Source organism: Streptomyces sp. NPDC001450 (assembly GCF_053597295.1).
Genome location: NZ_JBSFHY010000048.1, coordinates 35,659 through 55,498 on the forward strand (window position 1 = coordinate 35,659; position 19,840 = coordinate 55,498).

The following is a 19,840-nucleotide window of genomic DNA, read 5'->3' on the forward strand; positions in this document are numbered from 1 at the left end:
CCGTGACCTCGCTGGAGGACGCCCGCGCACTGCTGCGCGAGTTCCCCGTCGTCGACGGGCACAACGACCTGCCGTACGCGCTGCGCAAGCAGGTGCGCTACGACCTCGACGCCCTGGACCTCGCCGCCTCCCAGCGCGCGAGCCTGCACACCGACCTGCCGCGGCTGCGCGAGGGTGGGGTCGGCGCCCAGTACTGGTCGGTGTACGTCCCCTCCGACCTGCCGGACGCGGTCCCGGCCACGCTGGAGCAGATCGACGGCGTCCGGCAGATGCTGGCCCGCTACCCCGCGCAGCTGGCCCCGGCCCTGACGGCGGCCGACATGGAGGCGGCCCGCGCGGACGGCCGTATCGCCTCCCTCATGGGCGCCGAGGGCGGCCACTCCATCGGGAACTCCCTGGGCACGCTCCGCGGCCTGTACGCGCTCGGTGTCCGCTACATGACGCTCACCCACAACGACAACGTGGCCTGGGCGGACTCGGCGACCGACGCACCGAACGTGGGCGGCCTGTCCGCCTTCGGCCGCGAGGTCGTCCGGGAGATGAACCGGCTCGGCATGCTCGTGGACCTCTCCCACGTGGCGGCCACGACCATGCGGGACGCGCTGGACGCCTCGTCCGCGCCGGTGATCTTCTCGCACTCCTCCGCCCGTGCCGTCTGCGACCACCCGCGCAACATCCCGGACGACGTCCTGGAGCGGCTGCCCGGCAACGGCGGCATGGCGATGGTGACGTTCGTACCGAAGTTCGTGCTCCAGGCGGCGGTCGAGTGGACGCTCGCGGCCGACGAGAACATGCGCGCGAACGGCTTCCACCATCTCGACACCACTCCCGAGGCGATGAAGATCCACCGCGCCTTCGAGGAGCGGCACCCGCGCCCGGTCGCCACGGTGTCCACGGTCGCGGACCACCTCGACCACATGCGCGAGGTGGCGGGCATCGACCACCTCGGCATCGGCGGCGACTACGACGGCACCGCCTTCACCCCGGACGGCCTGGACGACGTGTCCGGCTACCCGAACCTGATCGCCGAGCTGCTCGACCGCGGCTGGTCCCGGGCCGATCTGGCCAAGCTGACCTGGCAGAACGCGGTACGGGTGCTGGGCGCGGCGGAGGACGTGGCCCGTGACGTTCAGGCCACGCGCGGCCCGTCCAACGCGACGATCGAGTCGCTGGACGGCTGAGCGGCTCCCTCGGTCGTACCGGTAGGTCGTACCGGTGTCGTACCACTTTTCCGGTACGACCGTAGAGAGGGTGCCGGCAGATGACCATGAGCGCCGGCGGGAGACCCTGGGCGAGGTGATCCGGGCGGCCGGGGACGCGTGACCGGCCGTACCCCCGAACGCCCCACTCACCAGGAAGGATCCCCGCGCCCCGTGCGACCGTGGCGGTACGCCAGCCGCATCAGACGTAGCTCACGACCGACGTAGCTCTCGACGACGTACGGAGCCCGCCATGGCCGACCTGCAGGACGACATGCCCACCTCGGCCGAGGTCGGCGGGGACCACGGCCTGCCGGACGACCCCTTCTCCGAGGAGCCGTACGCCCCGGCCGACGAGACGCTGCGGCGGGCGCACTCCCTGCTCGCCGACCATCCCGTCGCCGACGGCTACAGCGGGCTGCCCTGGGCCCTGCGGCATCTGCCCTGGTACGACCTGGAGCTGGGCGAGATGGCCGTCGACACCGACGTGCCACGGATGCGCGAGGGCCATGTGGGCGTCCTGTTCTGGTCGCTGCACCTGCCCGAGGGCCTGGCCGGGAACCGCGCGGTGGGCGCCACCCTGGAGCAGCTGGACCTCGTGCACTCGGTGATCGACTCCCATCCGGAGGGGCTGCGCCTGGTGCGCACCGCCGGACAGATCATCGACGCCCGCAACTGCGGCCGGACCGCCGTCGTGCTGGGCCCGGCCGGGGCGCCCGCGCTCGACGACTCCCTGGGCATCCTGCGCATCCTGCACGCCCTCGGCCTGCGCGTCCTCACCCTGGCGGGCACCGCCTGGGCGAGCGACGCGGGGCTGACCCGGTTCGGCGAGGAGGTCATCCGCGAGATGAACCGCCTCGGTGTCCTGGCCGACCTCTCCGGCGCCTCCGACGCCACCGTCAGCCGGGCCGCCGCCCTCTCCAAGACCCCGGTGCTGTGCAGCCGCTCCGCCGCCCGCGCCCTGCGCCCCCACCCGGCCAACCTGCCCGACGACCTGCTCGCCGAGGTGGGCGCCGCGGGCGGCCTGTGCATGGTGCCGCTGACCGCGGAGCAGACCGGCCCGACCGTCCGGGACGTCGCCGACCACCTCGACCACGTCCGCGCGGTCGCCGGCCCCGAGTGTGTCGGCCTGTCCGGCACCTACGACTCCGGCGCCGCCCATCCCCACGACCTCGCTGACGCCTCCCGCTACCCCCACCTGATCGCAGAGCTGCTCCGCCGCGGTTGGTCCGAGTCCGAGCTGTCCCTCCTGACCTGGGGAAACGTCCAGCGGGTGCTCCGCAGCGCGGACTTCACGGCCCGCGCCGCACAACGCCGCCGGGAGCCGTCCAACGCGCGGATCGCGGAGCTGGACGGCTAGGCGCCGCCTGGCGTTCTCGGCACGCGCGGGCCGTCCTCAGGAGGAGCAGAGGCAGAAGGGGTGCCCCGCGGGGTCGGCGTACACCCGCCAGGTCCGCGAGCGGTCCTCGGCGTCCAGGGCCTTCGCCCCCAGCTCCAGCACCTCCTTCTCGGCCGCGTCCAGATCCTCCACCACCAGGTCCAGGTGGAACTGCTGCGAGGCGTCCGGTGCGGGCCACCGCGGCGGCACGAACCCGGGCGCCTCCTGGAAGGCGAGCGCCTGACCGCCCGGCACCTTCAGATCGACCCATTCGCCCTGGTCCTCGACCGTGCCGCCCAGCAGCCCGGCGTAGAACCCGGCCAGCGCACGGGGATCGGGACAGTCCAGGACGACCGCACCCAGCTTGGCGAGTGCCATGACTTCCTCCTCGAAGTCGGAGTTACCTTTAATGAGGCGTAACCGGTAACGCGTTACCTGATGCTCCCGCATCAGCGGTAACGCCGCAACCCGATTCGGCAGGTAACTTGCAGTCATGAGTGAGAGATCGCCCGCGCCGGGAGGCCTGGCCCTGGTCGAGTCCCTGGTGAACACGCTGGACATCGAGTCGGGCGCCGACTCGCTCGACACGGCGGACGGCCGGGCGCGCCTCGGACTCACCGAGGACGAGCTGCCACGGGCCCGCGCGCTGCGCGAGTCGCTGCGGGCCACGCTGCTCGCTCACGCCGGCCATCCGCCGCACCGCGAGGTCATACCGCTCGGCGAGCTGCTGGCGCACGCCCCCCTGTACGTCGCCCTGGACGACCACGACGGCTCCGCGGCCCTCGCCCCGGCCGACCCCGGCCCGCTGCTCTCCCGCGTCGCCGCCGCCGTGGCCGAGGCGCTGGTCGCGGGCACCTGGACCCGCCTCAAGGCGTGCGAGGCCGAGACCTGCCACTGGGCGTACTACGACCGCAGCCCCGCCGGACGGGGCCGCTGGTGCTCGATGCAGGTGTGCGGGGCGCGCGCGAAGATGCGCCGCTACCGGGCGAAGGAGGCGTGAACCACAGGGAGTTCATCGGCCATGTATGTGTCCGGTGGTGCAGAATGCGAGAGGACGCCGGTTCGGCCGACTGAGCCTCGGCCGAACCGGCGTCCTCGTGGATGCCTCCGTACGGATGCCGCTACGCGGTCGGGCGGCCCATCGCCCGGTACGTCCACCCGGCCCGCCGCCACAGCTCCGGGTCCAGGGCGTTGCGCCCGTCCAGGATCAGCCGGTCCGCCGCGACCCTGCCCAGCGCCGCCGGGTCCAGCTCGCGGAACTCCCGCCACTCGGTCAGGTGCAGCACGATGTCGGCGCCCCGGACCGCGTCGAGGGCCGTGTCGGCGTAGCCCAGGGTGGGGAAGACCCGTCGGGCGTTCTCGATGCCCTTCGGGTCGTACACGGTCACCTGGCCGCCCTGCAGATGGATCTGCCCGGCCACGTTCAGCGCGGGCGAGTCGCGGACGTCGTCCGAGTCCGGCTTGAAGGTGGCGCCGAGCACCGCGACCCGCTTGCCCAGGAAGGGACCGTCGCCCAGCGCCTGCCGGGCCAGCTCCACCATCTGGCCGCGCTGGCGCATGTTGATGGAGTCGATCTCGCGCAGGAAGGTCAGCGCCTGGTCCGCGCCCAGCTCGCCGGCGCGCGCCATGAACGCCCGGATGTCCTTCGGCAGACAGCCACCGCCGAACCCGATGCCGGCGCGCAGGAACTTCTTCCCGATCCGGTCGTCGTAGCCGATGGCCTCCGCCAGCTTCACCACGTCACCGCCCGCGGCCTCGCAGACCTCCGCCATCGCGTTGATGAAGGAGATCTTGGTGGCGAGGAAGGAGTTCGCCGAGGTCTTCACCAGTTCGGCCGTCGGGAAGTCGGTCACCACGAACGGCGTGCCCTCGCCGACAGGCGTCGCGTACACCTCCCGCAGCAGCTTCTCCGCGCGCTCGCCGCGCACGCCCACCACGATCCGGTCCGGGTGCAGCGTGTCCTGCACGGCGAAGCCCTCGCGCAGGAACTCCGGGTTCCAGGCCAGCTCGGCGTCCGCACCGGCGGGCGCGTGCTCGGCAAGGTAGGCGGCCAGCCGCTCGGCCGAGCCGACCGGCACCGTCGACTTGCCGACGACCAGGGCGGGCCCGTGCAGATGCGGGGCGAGGGAGGCGAAGGCGGCGTCGACGTACGACATGTCCGCCGCGTACTCCCCGTGCCGCTGCGGAGTGTTCACACAGACGAAGTGCACGTCACCGAAGGCCCCGACCTCGGCCCAGTCCTGGGTGAACCTGAGCCGCCCGGTGGACCCCTCGAAGCCCGCGACATGCCGGCGCAGCAGCTCCTCCAGCCCCGGCTCGTACATCGGGGTCTCGCCGCGCTCCAGCATCGCGATCTTCTCGGGCACGACGTCGAGCCCCAGCACCTCGAAACCGAGTTCGGCCATGGCCGCGGCGTGCGTGGCGCCCAGGTAACCAGTGCCGATCACGGTGATCTTCAGGCTCATGGATGTGCTCCAGATCGGGGTACGTCGGTGATGCGGAGCCGAGCATAGTCGGGCCGTCCACCGGGCAATTTCCCAGCTGTCGCCCATCTCACGTAGGCGTCCTCCGGGCGGCCCTCTAAAATTTGAGTTACTTAACGGTAATTAGCGTCAGTATCACTGCGTCTTTGGAGCGTGAGAGACCGTGGCCGGATCGGCTGACTTCGACCTGTACCGCCCGTCCGAGGAGCACGACATGCTCCGCGACGCCGTCCGTTCGCTGGTCGAGGCGAAGATCGCGCCGTTCGCCGCCGCGGTGGACGAGGAGGCCCGCTTCCCGCAGGAGGCTCTCGACGCCCTGGTCGCGGGCGACCTGCACGCCGTGCACGTGCCCGAGGAGTACGGCGGCGCCGGTGCCGACGCGCTCGCCACGGTCATCGTGATCGAGGAGGTGGCCCGCGCCTGCGTGTCCTCCTCCCTCATCCCGGCCGTGAACAAGCTGGGCTCACTCCCGGTGATCCTGTCCGGCTCCGAGGACCTGAAGAAGAAGTACCTCACCCCGCTCGCCAAGGGCGACGCGATGTTCTCGTACTGCCTCTCCGAGCCGGAGGCGGGCTCGGACGCGGGCGGCATGAAGACGAAGGCGGTCCGCGACGGCGACCACTACGTCCTCAACGGCGTGAAGCGCTGGATCACCAACGCGGGCGTCTCCGAGTACTACACGGTCATGGCCGTGACGGACCCGGCCAAGCGCACCAAGGGCATCTCCGCCTTCGTCGTCGAGAAGTCGGACGAGGGCGTCTCCTTCGGCGCCCCGGAGAAGAAGCTCGGCATCAAGGGCTCCCCGACCCGCGAGGTCTACTTCGACAACGTCCGCATCCCCGCCGACCGCATGATCGGCGAGGAGGGCACCGGCTTCGCCACCGCCATGAAGACCCTGGACCACACCCGCATCACCATCGCGGCCCAGGCCCTCGGTGTCGCCCAGGGCGCCCTCGACTACGCCAAGGGCTACGTCCAGGAGCGCAAGCAGTTCGGCAAGCCGATCGCCGACTTCCAGGGCATCCAGTTCATGCTCGCCGACATGGCCATGAAGATCGCCGCCGCCCGCGCCCTGACCTACCAGGCCGCGGCCGCCTCCGAGCGCGGCGACAGCGACCTCACCTTCCAGGGCGCGGCCGCCAAGTGCTTCGCCTCGGACGTGGCCATGGAGGTCACGACCGACGCCGTCCAGCTCCTCGGCGGCTACGGCTACACGCGGGACTACCCGGTGGAGCGGATGATGCGCGATGCGAAAATCACGCAAATCTACGAAGGAACGAACCAGGTCCAGCGGATCGTCATGGCCCGCAACCTGCCGTAAGGCGCGCTCTCCTCGCTTCCCGGTAGCCCCCGTCCGCCCTCGGACGGGGGCTACCGGCGTATCGGCGTAGCGTGGACAGCGGGGGCGTTCCCGGGCCCGGTCCCGGTCACGGAAGGCACCGTCACCATGCCCACCAGCGAATCCCTCGACGGCCGGCGCGCGCTGGTCACCGGCGGCACCAGGGGCACCGGAGCCGCCGTCGCCGAACGCCTGCGCCGGGCCGGGGCGAGCGTGCTCGTCACCGCCCGCAGCCGCCCCGACGAGGTCGAGGAGAAGACTTTCATCGCGGCGGACCTCTCCACCGTCGAGGGCGCCGCCCAGGTCGTCTCCGAGGTGAACGCCCGCCTGGGCGGCGTCGACATCCTCGTCCACACCCTGGGGGGATCCGCGGCCCCGGCCGGCGGCTTCGCGGTCCTCGGCGAGGACGACTGGGCCCGCGAGCTGACCGTCAACCTGCTGGCGGCCGTACGCCTGGACCGCGGCCTGCTGCCCGGCATGATCGAGGCCGGCCGGGGCGTGATCGTGCACGTCACCTCCATCCAGCGCCGGATGCCGCTGTGGAACGGCACCCTCGCCTACGCCGCCGCGAAGGCCGCGCTGACCACTTACAGCAAGGGCCTGGCGAACGAGGTCGCCCCGCACGGTGTCCGGGTCACCGCGGTCTCGCCCGGCTTCATCCGGACCAGCGCGGCCGACCAGTTGGTGACCCGCATCGCCGAGGAGGCCGGCGTCACCCGGGAGGCGGCCCTGGACCGGCTCATGGACTCCCTCGGCGGGATCCCGCTCGGGCGCCCCGACCGCCCCGAGGAGGTCGCCGACCTGATCGCCTTCCTGGTCTCGGACCGCGCGGCGGCCATCCTCGGCGCCGAGTACGTCATCGACGGCGGCACGACCCCCACCGTCTGAAGTCTCCCTGCGGGCCGAACGGGTGTGAAGCGGGGCAGGCGTCGGATGGCAGAGCGGGGCACCCGGGCGTAGGACGGAAGCACACGGGGCCCGCCCCGGACCCCTCTCCCTCCCAGGAGGAGCCATGACCCAGCCCGGAACCGCCATGACCGCCATGACCAAGCAGATGCAGGACTGCGTCGAGGCCTGCATGTCGTGCCACAACATCTGCGAGGAGACCATGAGCTCCTGCATGCAGATGGGCGGCCAGGCCCAGATGCAGATCATGCGCGCGCTCATGGACTGCTCCGAGATGACCCGCATGTGCGCCGACATGATGATGCGCCGCTCGCCGATGTCGCCCGAGATGTGCGCGATGTGCGCCAAGGCCTGCGACATGTGCGCCGAGGCGTGTATGTCCATGCCCGACGACAAGCAGATGATGCGCTGTGCCGAGGCGTGTCGTCGCTGCGCGGAGATGTGCCGGGCGATGGCGGGCGCGCGGATGTGACCCGCTGCTGCCGATGAGGGCGTTCAGGGGCACCCCCGTGGGTGCCCTTGATCCTTTGTGCGGCAGGCTGGGGCCATGACCGAGACGGATGCGACGGCGGCCTTCGACGCCGCCGAGCGAGCGATGTGGGCGGGGCGGACCGAGGCGTACGCCGGGAGCTTCGGCCGGCTGTGTGCGTACCCGGTGCCCGCGCTGCTGGACGCGGCCCGGGTCGGCGCGGGGACGCGGGTCCTCGACGTCGGGACCGGGACCGGCACGGCCGCCCTGGCGGCGGGGGAGCGGGGCGCGCTGGTGCGGGCCGTGGACGCCGACGCCGGCATGGTCGCCGAGGCGCGGCGGCGCGGGGTGGCCGCTGAGGTCGCCGTCCTGCCCGAACTGCCCTTCCCGGACGGGGAGTTCGACGCCGTGGTCGGCAACTTCGTGCTCAACCACGTGGGCCGGCCGCGGACCGCGCTCGCCGAGCTGCGGCGGGTGCTGCGGCCCGGCGGACGGATCGCCCTGACGCTGTGGGGCGCCCGGCGCGGGGCCGGGCAGGAGCTGCTCGGGCAGGCCTGCGCGGCCGGCGGTGCCGTACCGCCGTCGTACCTGCCGCGCCTGGACCCGGACGAGGACTTCACGCGCACCCCGGAGGGCTTGGCGGAGCTGCTCACGCAGGCCGGGTTCGGCGGTGCCGAGGCGGCGGAGCTGGCCTGGGATCACCGGGCCGGCGTCGAGGAGTGGTGGGGCGGCGCGGCCGGCGGGGTCGCCACCGTCGGGCTGGTCGTGACCTCGCAGGACGCGGAGACGGTCGTCCGGATCCGGCGGGAGTACGAGCGGCTGAGCGCCGCATACGCGGATGGGGAAGGGCTGCTCGCCCTTCCCCATGTCTCGCTGCTGGCCTCCGCGACCGCCTAGTTGCCGGTGACGCTCACCTTCTGGTCGTTCTTCAACTCGTTCACCAGCGTCTTCACCTTCGCCTTGTCCCAGACGAGGTTGCCGCCGGTGGACCCGGAGATCGGCATGTTCATCGAGGTGCCGTCACCGCCGCTGACGCCCTTCATCGCCCAGAACATGGACGCCAGGTCCCACAGGCCCATGTCCTTGTCGACGATCAGGGAGTCCAGGCCCGCGCCCATGGTCGGGTAGAGCTTGAAGGGGTTCAGGACCGTCGACGGGGTGGCGACCTGGTGGGCCAGCGCGGCCAGGAACTTCTGCTGGTTCTTGGTGCGCTGCAGGTCGCTGGTCGCGAAGGCGTGCCGGGTGCGGACGAAGGCGAGGGCCTGCTGGCCGTTGAGGGTCTGCTTGCCCGCCTTGAAGTCGGCGCCGGACCACTTGTCCTTGAAGCCCTTGTCGATGTCGATGTCGACGCCGCCGACCGCGTCCACGATGTTCGCGAAGCCCTGGAAGCCGATCTCGACGTAGTGGTCGATGTGCAGGCCGGTGTTGTACTCGATCGTGCGCACGAGAAGGGTCGGGCCGTCCTCGGCGTAGGCCGCGTTCAGCTTCTCGTGCCGGCCCTTGGCCGGGTAGATCTTCCCGGACGTCGACCCCTTGTACGACGGGACCTCCACGTCCGAGTCACGCGGCAGCGAGATCAGCGTGTCGCCGTTGTCGCCGACGTGCAGGATCATCATCGAGTCGGTGCGCTTGCCCTGGGCGCCACCGGTGTGCAGCTTCTTCTCGTCAGCCTTGGACATGCCCTCGCGGCTGTCCGAGCCGACGATCAGGTAGTTCGTGCCCGAGCCGGACTCCGGCCGGTCGATGACCTTCGACAGGTCGACCTCGCGGCGCAGCTTCGAGTCGGCCCAGAAGTAGGTCGCCACGGACGTGACGATCAGCACACCGGCCACCGTGATCGCGGTCCACTTGATGCGGCGGCGCCAGTTCGGCCGCGGCCGGTAGCGCCCGACGTCCGGGTCCGCGTCGTTGTCGTTGGGCACGAAGCCGCCGCCGTGGCCGCCCCCGTAGACCTGGCCCGTGTTGTAGCCGCTGTCGTAGTCGCCGTAGCCGGCGCCGTCGTCGTATCCCTGGCCGTCGACGTACGACGGCTGCTGCGGGACCCCGCCGCCGTACCCGCGTTGCCCGGGCGGTCCCGCAGGGCCGCGCCGCACCTGGCGCATCACACGGGCGCCTTCCGGCTGCGCGCCGCCGCTGCCGCGTCCGTAGCGCGGGCCGCGATTGTCGTCGGACCATCCCTGGGGCCAGTCATTCATGCGCCCCAGTGTGCAGGGCACGGGTGCGGGCCTTACAAGGGGTGTCGGAAAATCAGAGCGGCGCTGTTGCGAAGCCGTCACAAATTCCGTGAATGTCGCTTCGGTTTAAGGTGGGGCCATGACAGACCAGGCCCCGGACGCGGATCCGGACATCCCGGCCAAGCCGACATCCGCTTCCCGCACCACGCTCAGCCACATCATGACCCACAACGACACCAACCTGCTGGGGACGGTGCACGGCGGGGTGATCATGAAACTGGTCGACGACGCGGCGGGCGCGGTGGCCGGCCGGCACTCCGGCGGTCCCGCCGTCACCGCGTCCATGGACGAGATGGCCTTCCTCGAGCCGGTCCGCGTGGGCGACCTGGTCCATGTGAAGGCCCAGGTCAACTGGACCGGCCGGACCTCGATGGAGGTCGGCGTCCGGGTCCTGGCCGAGCGCTGGAACGAGTCGACCCCGCCGACCCAGGTCGGCTCGGCCTATCTGGTCTTCGCGGCCGTGGACGCCGACGGCAAGCCGCGCCGGGTGCCCCCGGTGATACCGGAGACCGACCGCGACCGCCGCCGCAACCAGGAGGCCCAGATCCGCCGCACCCACCGCCTGGCCCGCCGGCGCGAGATCCGCGAGCTGCGCGAGAAGCGCGCGGCGGCGGGTTTCGAGGACTGAGCCTCTTCAGAGGACTAGGCCTCTTCAGAAGCCGGGCAGACCACCTCGTTGCCGCGCAGCGCGCTCTGCTCGGGCTTGGCCGGGTCCTCGACCTTCACCTGGTGCACGGCCTTGAAGTCGGACCCGCCGGTCACCTTGAGCATCGGACCCATGCCCCGTACCGCGCGCAGCACGCTGCCGGGCAGGGCCGCGGCCAGGGTGCGGGCGGAGCGGTCCCAGCGGGGGTCGTAGGAGATCACCGTGCGCCTGACGTCGTGCACGGGCGCGGTGGTCGGCCGGTGGGTGGTGGCGAAGCCGGCCGCCGCGAGCGCCGCGTCGATCCGCTTGGCGAGCCCGGCCGTGCCGGTGCCGTTCTCCACCTGGACCCGGACCTGCCGCGGCTCGACCTCGACGGGCGCGGGCCGAGGCCCGCGGTGCGGGTGGTCCACGGTGAGCGGCTTGTCGTCGCGCAGGGCCTGGAAGAGCCGGCCGGACGCCGCCGGGTCCCACTTCAGGGTCGAGCCGAGGCCCTTCACCGGGAAGTTCATCTGCCCGATGGGCACCGTGGAGAACTCGGAGGAGGACGGGGAGAAGTTCCGCATCGCCCGGCCGAGGTCGAGCAGCTCGTCGGTGCCGAAGCCCTCGTCGGCCCGTACTGAGCCGAGCACCGCCCGGGTCACGTCCCGGAACCGCATCGGGTTCAGCAGCACCCCGGAGGAGGTGGCCCGCTCGATCAGCGCGGCCAGGAAACGCTGCTGCCGCTTCATCCGGCCCAGGTCGCTCGCCCCGTCCACGTGCCGGGCGCGCACGTACTGCAGTGCCTGCCCGCCGTTGAGGGTGTACGTGCCGGGCGCGAGTTCGAGGCCCGTGTACGAGTCCTTCAGCGGGGTCGCCGTGCAGATCCGGACGCCGCCGAGCACGTCCACGGTCTTCATGAAGCTGGTGAAGTCGACCTCCAGATAGTGGTCGATCTTCACACGGGTCATGTTCTCGACCGTCGCGATGGTCAGCTGGGGCCCGCCCTCGGCGTAGGCCGCGTTCAGCTTGACGGGGTGCGGGGCGTGCCGCCGGCCGGTGGCCGGGTCGACGCGCTCGGGCACCTCGGCGTAGGAGTCGCGCGGCAGGCTCACCACGCTCGCCCGTTCCCGGTCCTCCGAGATGTGCACGATCATCATCGTGTCGGTGCAGTGGCAGGGCTGCCCGCCCAGCCGGTACGCGCGCCGCTGCGACTCGCTGATCTTGTCGCGGCCGTCGGTGCCGACCAGCAGGACGTTCATGCCGTGCCCCGCGCGGGGCCGGTTCTTCATGTCCTTGAAGGCGTCGACCCGGGTGATGCGGGCGTCCAGGCTGGTGACGACCGCGTGGCCGATCCCGGCGGAGGCGAGCACCACCACGGACAGCGTGGTCACCGCCCGCATGGCCCAGCGCGGCCGCCGGGGGCGCGGGGGCCGCACGACCCGTTCGGGCTGCCGTGGCACCCGGCGGGGCGGTTGCGGTCGGCGCTGCGGCCGGGCGGGGGACCTAGGCGGGCTGGGCAAGGGACACCTCCGGACTGCGGCCGTGCGTGGGATTTGTGAGCACAGTAGGCCGATACGATCTCCAGCCCACCCCCACGCCCCGGCGGCGCGCACCGGTGTCCCCCGTTCGCGGTAACGTGAGCCCCCTATGAACGCCAAGCCCGACGTGCGACACCCCGCCGTTTCTGTGATCATGCCCGTCCTCAACGAGGAGCGGCATCTGCGCGGGGCCGTCCAAGCGATCCTCGCGCAGGAGTACGCCGGCGAGATGGAGGTCGTGATCGCCCTCGGTCCGTCCACGGACCGCACGGACGAGATCGCCGCCGAGCTGGTCGCCGAGACTGCGTCCCATAAGAACAAGCGCGTGCACACCGTCCCGAACCCGACCGGCCGCACCCCCGCCGCGCTGAACGCGGCGATCAAGGCCTCCCGGCACCCGATCGTGGTCCGCGTCGACGGCCACGGCATGCTCTCGCCGAACTACATCGCGACCGCCGTGCGGCTCCTGGAGGAGACCGGCGCGCAGAACGTCGGCGGCATCATGCACGCCGAGGGCGAGAACGACTGGGAGCACGCGGTCGCCGCCGCCATGACCTCGAAGATCGGCGTCGGCAACGCGGCCTTCCACACCGGTGGCCAGGCGGGCCCCGCCGAGACGGTCTACCTCGGTGTCTTCCGCCGCGAGGCGCTGGATCAACAGGGCGGCTACAACGAGGAGTTCATCCGCGCCCAGGACTGGGAGCTGAACTTCCGCATCCGCGAGGCGGGCGGCCTGATCTGGTTCTCGCCGGAGCTGAAGGTGTCGTACCGGCCGCGGCCCAGCGTGAAGGCGCTCGCCAAGCAGTACAAGGACTACGGCCGCTGGCGCCGTGTCGTCGCCCGCTACCACGAGGGCTCCATCAACCTGCGCTACCTCGCCCCGCCGACCGCGGTGTGCGCCATAGCGGCGGGTCTCGTGGTGGGCGCGGCCCTGACGCCGTGGGGTCTGGTGATCCCCGGCGGCTATCTGGCGGCGATCGTGGCGGGTTCGGTCCCGGCGGGCAAGGGGCTGCCGGTCAGGGCCCGGCTGCGGATCCCGGTGGCCCTCGCGACCATGCACATGTCGTGGGGCTGGGGCTTCCTGACCAGCCCCAGGTCCCTGGCGAAGCGGGTGATCGCCTCGCGGCGGCCGGCGGTGCTCGAATCCCGCTGAGCACCTGGACGAAGAGGGCCCCTCCGCACGTCGAGGAGGGGCCCTCGTGTTCGTTCACCACTGGTAGGGCTTGTACACGTCCATGCACTGGGAGGTGTCCGAGCCGTTGATGGCGTCGGAGTTGCCGGGCAGATCGCCGGCCTTCGGGGCGGACTTCCTGGGGTAGGCGGTGCCCGTGCGCCAGTCCGCGCCCACGACGAGGGTGACTCCCGACACGTCGGTCGACTGCTTCACCTGGTTCATCGGGATGCCCAGCGCCTTGGCGACGGCCTGCGCGTCCCCCTCCAGGTCGGCGCTCGGGTAGCGCACGACGGTCTGGTCCGCGGACAGCGTCGCCGAGGTGTCGGCCGTGGCCCTGGCGTACCCCTTCTGCACGAGCGCCTGGCTGACCGTGCCGGCCCGGCCGCCGACGGCGGCCTCGGCGGAGGACTGCGTGGCGTTCTGCACCAGCACCCCGAGCCGGGCCGCGTCGACCGAAGGGGTCTTCGTCGGCCGGGACTTGCTCGCCGCCTTCTTCGCCCCCGACGGCTTGCCGTTCTTGTCGAAGGGCACGTCGTCGCGGAGCATCTGCCACAGCTTGTCGGCGCCGGCCTTCTCCGGTACGACGTGCTCGCTGTTCTGCGCGTCCTGGACGTTGGGCATCGTCACGGACGTGATGCGGTCCGCCGGCACCGACTTCAGCTCCGTGCCCAGGTCGTAGAGCTTCTTGACGGTGCCGATCTCCTCGGACACCTTCAGGGACTTGGTGGCCGCCTCGGCCAGGTCCATCAGCCGGCCGGTGTCGGTGAACACGTTCTGCTGCTTCAGCGTGCGGATCATCGAGTTCAGGTACATGTGCTGGGCGCGGGCCCGCATCACGTCACTGCCCCAGGCGTGCCGCGTGCGCAGCCACTGCAGGGCCTGCACGCCCTGGACCTTCTTCCGGCCGGCCTTCATCTTCAGCCCGGAGCCGCCGCGTTGGGCGGGCGTCGAGTGGTCCCACACGTTCTGCCGCACGCACACCTCGACGCCGCCGATGGCGTCCGCCATCTTCACCACGCCCGCGAAGTCGATCGTCATCCAGTGATCGATGTAGACGCCGGTGAGGTTCTCCCAGGTGGCCAGCGTGCAGCCGGCCCCGCCCCGGGCCAGGGTGGTGTTGATGATGGCGTTCGTCGCCGGGTAGACCTTGCCGTTGTCGGGATCCGTGCACTTGGGGATGTCGACCCGGGTGTCCCGGGGAATGCTCACCATGGCGGCGCTCTTGCGGTCCGCGGAGAGGTGGATGAGCATCTGCACGTCGGCGAGCGGTGGGCTGCCGCGGTCGTACTTGGCGCCGCCGAGCTTCACGTTCTCGTCGGAGTTACGGCTGTCGGAGCCGATCAGCAGGATGTTCAGCGGGGTCTGGCCGGCCGCGTTCGGCCGGGTCCGCTGCGCCTTGGAGTCGTCGCCGTTGCTGCGGCGGCCCTTCTGGATGTTGCCGTTCAGGTGCTGGTAGTACAGGTATCCGGCGCCGGCCGTGCCAAGTATCACCACCGCCAGCACCGTCGCCGACCAGCGCAACACGCGCCGCCGGGGCCCCCGCCGCTCGGTCTTCGGACCGCCGCCGCGACGCCCGCCGCCATGCCGTCCGGACCCCTCGGGAGCCTTTGCGGCCTGCGGCGTGAGCGCCATCGTGTCCTCGACCGCAGGAGGCTCCCCGCGCACATCGCTCTGCGACAACTCCCTGCCCTCCCCACCCTGCGCCATGAAACGGGTCCGTCCCGCGCCGAGTTAGACGCACGACGGACCCGTTGGGTTACCTACGAGGCGCACTGAACCTTGTCCGCCGTGGACTTGTCCACCGACGGAGCCTTCGTCGGAGGGGTGAGGGAGACGCCCGCACCCTTGAAGTCCTTGCCCAGGGTGAGGGTCATCGCGGGCAGCCCCTGGGAGTTGGTCACGCTCTTGCCCGGCTTCAGCGCGGTTCCGGGCAGCCCCATCAGAGCGGCCAGTTCACGCGCCTGGGGCGCCTGGTCGGGCGCGTACTCGAGCGTGGTCCTGCTCAGTGCCGCGGGCGCGTTGCCCGCGTTCTCCGACTTGAGCACACCCTCCTGGGTCTGCAGCCACTGCAGGGTCTCCTGCGCGCTGCCGGACTCGGCGCCGCCGTTGAGGACCCGCACCCGCACCTCGGAGGGCTGGGACTTGCTGCCCTTGAGGCGGGCGGCCGCCGCGTCCTTGGCCGCCTTCCGCTTCTTCTTCACCTCGGTGAAGGAGACGTCGTTCCTGATGGCGTCGAAGACCTCGGGCGCCCTCGTCTTGTCGACGACGACCGTCGCGTGGACCTTCTCGGCCGGGTTGTCGACCACCGGCACCGTCATGAACGAGATGTTCTTCGGCGGCACCTTCTTCAGCTCCAGCGCCACGTCCTTGAGCGTGCTCACCTTGCCGATGCCCTTGTCGACGGTCAGCGCCTTGGTGGCCGCCTCCGCCAGCTTCACGATCTTGGTCGGGCTGGTGAGGGTGTCGCTGGAGGACATCTTGCGCATCAGTGAGGCCATGAACTGCTGCTGCACCTTGATGCGGTCGAGGTCGCCCTGGTTGCCCCAGCTGTGCCGGGTGCGGACGAACGCCAGTGCCTGCTCGCCCGCGATCTTGGACGGGCCGGCGGGCAGGTCCAGATGCGACTGCTTGTCCTTCACCGCGTGCTTGAGGCACACGTCGACGCCGCCGACCGCCGTCGTCAGGGTCTTCACCGCGTTGAAGTCGACCATCATGAAGTGGTCGGGCTCGATGCCGGTGACCGCCTTCACCGTGCGCATCGTGCAGCCCGGGTCCCGGCCCTCCTGGCCCAGGCTGGTGTTGAAGCGGACGCCGTCGGTGCCCGGAATGATCTTCTTGGTGTCGTCGGCCTGCGTGGTCTCGCAGTCCGGCACGTCCACGATCAGGTCGCGCGGAATGCTCAGCGCGGTCGCGTTCGTCCGGTCCTTGGCGACGTGCAGCAGGATGTTGGTGTCCGCGTGCCCGACGCTGTTCTTGTCGCCGTAGCCCTCGTTGCCCTTACCGGTGCGCTTGTCGGTGCCGATGATCAGGATGTTGAAGGCGCCGTCCTTGCTGAAGCCGTCCTTGGCCGCGTCGCCGACGTCCGTGGTGGTGACGTTGCCCTCGAGGTGCTTGAGGTAGAGGTAGCCGGCCGTGCCGACGGCGACCAGGACGAACGCCGTGCCGCCGGCCGTCCACGCCAGTACCTTCTTGGCCTTCGACTTCTTCTTCACCGGCCGTCGGCCGCGCCGCGTCGGCGGCGGCTCGGGCTCGGCACCCCGACGCCGGCCCGACCGCGGGCCCGGCACCTCCGCGCCGGGCACCTCCCGCATCTCGCGCGTCCGACCCCCCGCCGCGTCGCCGCGGCCGCGCCCGGCACCGCCGGAGTCACGGGAGTTCGGTCTCCGCGGACCGGGGACCGACGACTGCGGTGCGGAAGGGCTCAGTCGCAGTTCGTATTCGCCGGTGTTCGGATTGAGTACCCACTGGTCTGCGGGGTCGATGTTGTCCGCCCGCCCACGGCCTTGCGCGTCCACGGTTGTCCGAATCCTCCGTCGGGGCCACGCGGCGCCTTCCCCCTCAAAGGCGCTCGGGTCTCGGTGAATCAGTGCACGACCCCAGGACTGACCTCGCGGCCTGGTGCACCGGATCGCTCACACTATCCGCCCAGTTCAGCGTCAAGCGACGCCGGTGACAAATTCCACGTTCCTACAACTGGGCAATCCCCCTCATATTTCTGAACTGAAGTTCGTCGTCTTGGTGCGCGCCCTACTCGCAGATGTGCTCGGCGGCGGTGTTCCCGCGGAACGTCGGGGCGGCGGAGGGGTCGCTCCCGGGATCCTCCCCGGGGCTCTCCCTGAGAACTTCCTGAGAATCCTCCCGCGCCACCGCCACCGGCTGGTCCGCCCGCAGCCGCGCGAACAGCTTCTCGGCCTCCGGCTCCACGAGTTGATCGCGATTGGCGTCGTAGACGTACGACTCGCGCGGCACCGTCAGGAACTGCACATGTTCCGTGGGGATGTTCCGCAGCCCGCGCACCAACTGGTACAAACCGCGCAGACTTGCCAGTTCCGGGTCCGTGGTGAGCGAGGAAGTGGCCGCGTCCAGCACCGGATACAGCTTCACGGGGTTCAGCAGGACATCGTTGCTCTGCACCTTGTTGACGAGCGCGCCGAGGAACCGCTGCTGCCGCTCCATCCGCTCGGTGTCGCTGCCGTCGCCGATCGACTTGCGGGCCCGCACGTACCCGAGCGCCTGCTCCCCGTCGAGGGTTATTCGGCCCGCGGGCAGCTTCAGCTTGGCCGCCTTGTCGTCGATGGGCTCCTTCAGGCACACCTGGACCCCGTCGACGGCGTCGACCATCTCCTTGAACCCGCTGAAGTCGACCACCATGTGATGGTCGATCCGGATGTCCGTCAGCTTCTCGACGGTACGGATGGTGCAGGCCGAACCGCCCACCTGGAAGGCGTGGTTGAACATCGCGAACACCGGCTCGCTGCGGCTGCCGTCCGCCCGACGGCAGCCGGGGATGTCCACCATCAGGTCCCGGGGCAGCGAGACGGCGGTGGCGCTGCGCCGGTCGGCGGGCAGGTGCAGCAGGATCGTGGTGTCGGACCGCTCACTGCCCAGGTCCCGCCCGTACTGCCCGTTCCCGTCCCCGGCCCGGGTGTCCGACCCGATCAGCAGGATGTTCTGCGCGCCCCGCACCAGCGCGGTGGGCCGCTCCCGCTCGTACCGGGCGAGTTCCGCGGCGGCCGCGTCATCCGGGGTGATGTTGGCACTGAGCTTGGCGTAGACGGCCCAGCCCGCCCCGGCCGCCGCCACGACGACCACACCCATCGCCAGCGCCGCCCCCCTGACCCACCGCCGCCGACGCCGCCGCAGGAGCCCCTCCCCGGCGGCCGAGGCCCCGAGCCCCCGACGAACGCTGTCGTTCACGGTGCGGGCCCCCTCACGGCGTACGAGCGTCACGTCCTGCTCTTACGACGATGGAGGTGCGGGAAGGCGAAGGCGCCCTGTACTACTCCATACGGGGGACGGCAGCCAACCTCAGGGGCGCGGGGCCGTGCCGATGTGCGGCTCCGCCGCGTGGGCGCGAGCAACCCCCACGACCCCCACCCGCCAGAGGACCGCTCCACCCCTTCTCAGCGGCGCAAAGCAGTCACCCTCTCACTCTCGACCCGCTTGGCGAGACCCTCCTCATCCAGCCGATCAAGATTCCTGCACAGCACCACGGACCCCCCGACGGCCAACGGCGCGTACAACCCCGCGCTCAACCCCTCCCACGTGTCGTACGACAACCCCGACAGCAACCGAGACCCAGGCCCCGTCAGATCCAGCGAAGGCGCATCCGCCAGGGCCCGCTCGACGACCTCGCCCCCACTGAACTCGGCCCCCGCGACGATCAGCGCCGCCTCCTCGGGATCCGCAGGCGCGAACGGCACGAACCGGTCCCCCTGGCTCGGCACCTCCACGGCGTAGTCGGCGAAGCCCTCCGGCACCTGCGGGAACCGTCCGCCCAGCGGCCGCAGCGCGAGAGCGACCCGCTCCCCGCGGCACGCCCGCGCCGCCTCCAGGGAGTCCGGCCCGCTGACGACGACGTCGGCGGCGGCCGGGTCCCCGCCCACGTCCGCCACCGCCCCCACCGACGCGCAGGCGAGCAGCCACACGGCCGTCTGCCAGTGCGCGGGCAGCAGCAGCGCGACCCGGTCGCCGGGTCCGGCGGACAGGTCGCCCTGAAGGAGATTCGCGGTCTTGGCCACCCAGTTGGCGAAGGTGGCGACGGACAGTTCGACGCGTTCGCCCGTGGCGTCGTCGTAGAAGGTCACCAGGGGGCGGCCGGGATCCGCGGCGAGCGCGGAACGCAGCAGGTCGGCAGGGGTGCGATCGGTGGCATTCACCCGCGCAAGAGTACGCCGGGGCGGACCCGCGCATACACGAACGCGGTCAAGGCGGCCTTCGTGCGTCACACCGCCTCGGGCAACAACTGCACCTGCTCCCAGGCTCCCTCCGCCATCCGCAGTATCCACTGCTACCACGTCAAGAGCACGGGCCGGCGGGACGTCGGCTACAACTTCCTCGTCGACAAGTGCGGAAGCATCTACGAAGGCCGGGCCGGGGGCGTGGCGAAGTCGGTCAGGGGTGCCCACCTCCTCGGCTTCGACACCAACAGCATGGGCATCGCCGTGATCGGCACATCCAGCTCCGCCCGGCCGTCCGCCGCCGCGGTGACGGCCGCCGCCGAACTCACCGCGTGGAAGCCCGGGCTCTTCGGTGCCGATCCCAGCGGAAAGACATATCTGTTGTCGGGCGGTGGCAATCTCTACCCAAAGGGGAAGAACGTACGACTGGACGTGATCTCCGGCCATCGGGACGGATTCGCCACCGAGTGCCCGGGCAAGCGGCTCTACGCCGAGCTCGGCACGGCCCGTTCCAACGCGGCGCGGTATCAGGGGCGCTGAGGGCACGGGGCGCGCGTTCACCGCCGTCGGGGGGACGGGTGGGGGAAGCTCGCGG

Annotated in this window: 17 protein-coding genes and 1 pseudogene; 10 read left to right on the forward strand and 8 right to left on the reverse strand. The window is 71.2% G+C overall.

Translation table 11 applies throughout. The features are described from left to right. The first annotated feature begins 2 nt into the window (after positions 1-2). Complete coding sequence (locus ACWC5O_RS38225) at positions 3-1,181, forward strand: dipeptidase (protein WP_450591052.1); 1,179 nt, start codon at positions 3-5, stop codon at positions 1,179-1,181. 271 nt (positions 1,182-1,452) lie between these two features. Continuing rightward, positions 1,453-2,559, forward strand: coding sequence for a dipeptidase (locus tag ACWC5O_RS38230; protein ID WP_450591051.1), 1,107 nt, complete (start codon positions 1,453-1,455; stop codon positions 2,557-2,559). A gap of 36 nt (positions 2,560-2,595) precedes the next feature. On the opposite strand, the gene ACWC5O_RS38235 is transcribed toward ACWC5O_RS38230, so the two are convergent. After that, positions 2,596-2,955, reverse strand: a complete 360-nt coding sequence (locus tag ACWC5O_RS38235; protein ID WP_450591050.1) for a VOC family protein — start codon at positions 2,953-2,955, stop codon at positions 2,596-2,598. A gap of 115 nt (positions 2,956-3,070) precedes the next feature. On the opposite strand from ACWC5O_RS38235, the gene ACWC5O_RS38240 reads away from it, so the two are divergent. Further along, entirely contained in the window at positions 3,071-3,577 is a 507-nt protein-coding gene (locus tag ACWC5O_RS38240) for a CGNR zinc finger domain-containing protein (protein WP_450591048.1), read from the forward strand. Positions 3,578-3,698: 121 nt separating this feature from the next. Here the strand turns inward: ACWC5O_RS38240 and ACWC5O_RS38245 are convergent, their stop codons facing one another. Further along, the gene (locus ACWC5O_RS38245) at positions 3,699-5,042 is read right to left on the reverse strand and encodes a UDP-glucose dehydrogenase family protein (RefSeq protein ID WP_450591047.1); all 1,344 of its coding nucleotides are present in this window, start codon (positions 5,040-5,042) and stop codon (positions 3,699-3,701) included. Positions 5,043-5,223: 181 nt separating this feature from the next. Between ACWC5O_RS38245 and ACWC5O_RS38250 the strand changes: the two genes are divergently transcribed. The 4 genes from ACWC5O_RS38250 (at position 5,224) to ACWC5O_RS38265 (ending at position 8,671) form a co-directional block, all read left to right on the forward strand. Further along, the gene (locus ACWC5O_RS38250) at positions 5,224-6,381 is read left to right on the forward strand and encodes an acyl-CoA dehydrogenase (RefSeq protein ID WP_450591046.1); all 1,158 of its coding nucleotides are present in this window, start codon (positions 5,224-5,226) and stop codon (positions 6,379-6,381) included. A 126-nt stretch (positions 6,382-6,507) separates the two neighbouring features. Further along, on the forward strand, positions 6,508-7,287 hold the full coding sequence (locus ACWC5O_RS38255; RefSeq protein ID WP_450591045.1) for an SDR family oxidoreductase: 780 nt from the start codon (positions 6,508-6,510) through the stop codon (positions 7,285-7,287). A gap of 124 nt (positions 7,288-7,411) precedes the next feature. Beyond that, positions 7,412-7,777 (forward strand): four-helix bundle copper-binding protein, encoded by a 366-nt coding sequence (locus ACWC5O_RS38260; RefSeq protein WP_450591043.1) that lies wholly within the window; start codon positions 7,412-7,414, stop codon positions 7,775-7,777. A gap of 75 nt (positions 7,778-7,852) precedes the next feature. Then, positions 7,853-8,671 carry a class I SAM-dependent methyltransferase gene (locus tag ACWC5O_RS38265; RefSeq protein ID WP_450591042.1) on the forward strand — a complete coding sequence of 273 codons (819 nt, stop codon included), beginning with the start codon at positions 7,853-7,855 and terminating at the stop codon, positions 8,669-8,671. On the opposite strand, the gene ACWC5O_RS38270 is transcribed toward ACWC5O_RS38265, so the two are convergent. Next, positions 8,668-9,969 (reverse strand): LCP family protein, encoded by a 1,302-nt coding sequence (locus ACWC5O_RS38270; RefSeq protein ID WP_450591041.1) that lies wholly within the window; start codon positions 9,967-9,969, stop codon positions 8,668-8,670. The two genes, ACWC5O_RS38265 and ACWC5O_RS38270, sit on opposite strands and share 4 nt — an antisense overlap. Positions 9,970-10,087: 118 nt before the next feature. Here ACWC5O_RS38270 and ACWC5O_RS38275 point away from each other — a divergent pair, with 118 nt between their 5' ends. Next, complete coding sequence (locus ACWC5O_RS38275) at positions 10,088-10,636, forward strand: acyl-CoA thioesterase (RefSeq protein WP_450591040.1); 549 nt, start codon at positions 10,088-10,090, stop codon at positions 10,634-10,636. 14 nt (positions 10,637-10,650) lie between these two features. On the opposite strand, the gene ACWC5O_RS38280 is transcribed toward ACWC5O_RS38275, so the two are convergent. Beyond that, positions 10,651-12,153: an LCP family protein gene (locus ACWC5O_RS38280; protein WP_450591039.1), complete on the reverse strand. Its 1,503-nt coding sequence runs from the start codon at positions 12,151-12,153 to the stop codon at positions 10,651-10,653. Between the two features lie 127 nt (positions 12,154-12,280). Between ACWC5O_RS38280 and ACWC5O_RS38285 the strand changes: the two genes are divergently transcribed. Continuing rightward, positions 12,281-13,324 (forward strand): glycosyltransferase family 2 protein, encoded by a 1,044-nt coding sequence (locus ACWC5O_RS38285; RefSeq protein ID WP_450591038.1) that lies wholly within the window; start codon positions 12,281-12,283, stop codon positions 13,322-13,324. A 54-nt stretch (positions 13,325-13,378) separates the two neighbouring features. Here the strand turns inward: ACWC5O_RS38285 and ACWC5O_RS38290 are convergent, their stop codons facing one another. The 4 genes from ACWC5O_RS38290 to ACWC5O_RS38305 all read right to left on the reverse strand — a co-directional run bounded on the left by ACWC5O_RS38290 (position 13,379) and on the right by ACWC5O_RS38305 (position 19,224). Beyond that, the gene (locus ACWC5O_RS38290; protein ID WP_450591098.1) at positions 13,379-14,977 is read right to left on the reverse strand and encodes an LCP family protein; all 1,599 of its coding nucleotides are present in this window, start codon (positions 14,975-14,977) and stop codon (positions 13,379-13,381) included. A gap of 128 nt (positions 14,978-15,105) precedes the next feature. Next, positions 15,106-16,860 (reverse strand): LCP family protein, encoded by a 1,755-nt coding sequence (locus tag ACWC5O_RS38295; RefSeq protein WP_450591037.1) that lies wholly within the window; start codon positions 16,858-16,860, stop codon positions 15,106-15,108. A gap of 232 nt (positions 16,861-17,092) precedes the next feature. Then, entirely contained in the window at positions 17,093-18,295 is a 1,203-nt protein-coding gene (locus tag ACWC5O_RS38300) for an LCP family protein (RefSeq protein WP_450591036.1), read from the reverse strand. Positions 18,296-18,468: 173 nt separating this feature from the next. Then, a complete protein-coding gene (locus ACWC5O_RS38305) occupies positions 18,469-19,224 on the reverse strand; it encodes a TIGR03089 family protein (RefSeq protein WP_450591035.1) in 756 nt (251 codons plus the stop codon). A 33-nt stretch (positions 19,225-19,257) separates the two neighbouring features. Between ACWC5O_RS38305 and ACWC5O_RS38310 the strand changes: the two are divergent. Then, positions 19,258-19,785, forward strand: a pseudogene (locus tag ACWC5O_RS38310) (N-acetylmuramoyl-L-alanine amidase); the annotation flags it as partial. Positions 19,786-19,840: the final 55 nt, after the last annotated feature.